Origin of the sequence: Pseudomonas sp. Kh14 (assembly GCF_900291005.1) — a bacterium.
GTDB lineage: Bacteria > Pseudomonadota > Gammaproteobacteria > Pseudomonadales > Pseudomonadaceae > Aquipseudomonas > Aquipseudomonas alloputida.
Map to the genome: position 1 here is coordinate 1 of NZ_OLKJ01000085.1, position 278 is coordinate 278.

The following is a 278-nucleotide window of genomic DNA, read 5'->3' on the forward strand; positions in this document are numbered from 1 at the left end:
CTGTATGCGTGCGTTTCACCACCAAAAGTCTCGTAGCCGAGTTTTACCTCAAATGGACCACTGCTGGTTGAGCCATCTAAGGATGGTTTAATAATGTCAAACACACCCCAAGTCGAGAAACACTTAAGCGCCAGCACTAGCTTTACGCCAGAGACCTCTTTGAGGTGTTTTGCTTTCTCTAGGTTCTCAACCAGTTTGTCTTCATTAATCATGAAGTATGGTGTTTTGAGTTCGTTTTTAATCATTTTGTAGACCTAAGTTTAAAGACCCTAGGTGTC

Annotated in this window: 1 pseudogene; it reads right to left on the reverse strand. The window is 42.4% G+C overall.

Annotated features, from left to right (window positions below):
• Positions 1-245 (reverse strand): annotated as a pseudogene (locus FQ668_RS27420) (carboxynorspermidine decarboxylase); the annotation flags it as partial.
• Positions 246-278: the final 33 nt, after the last annotated feature.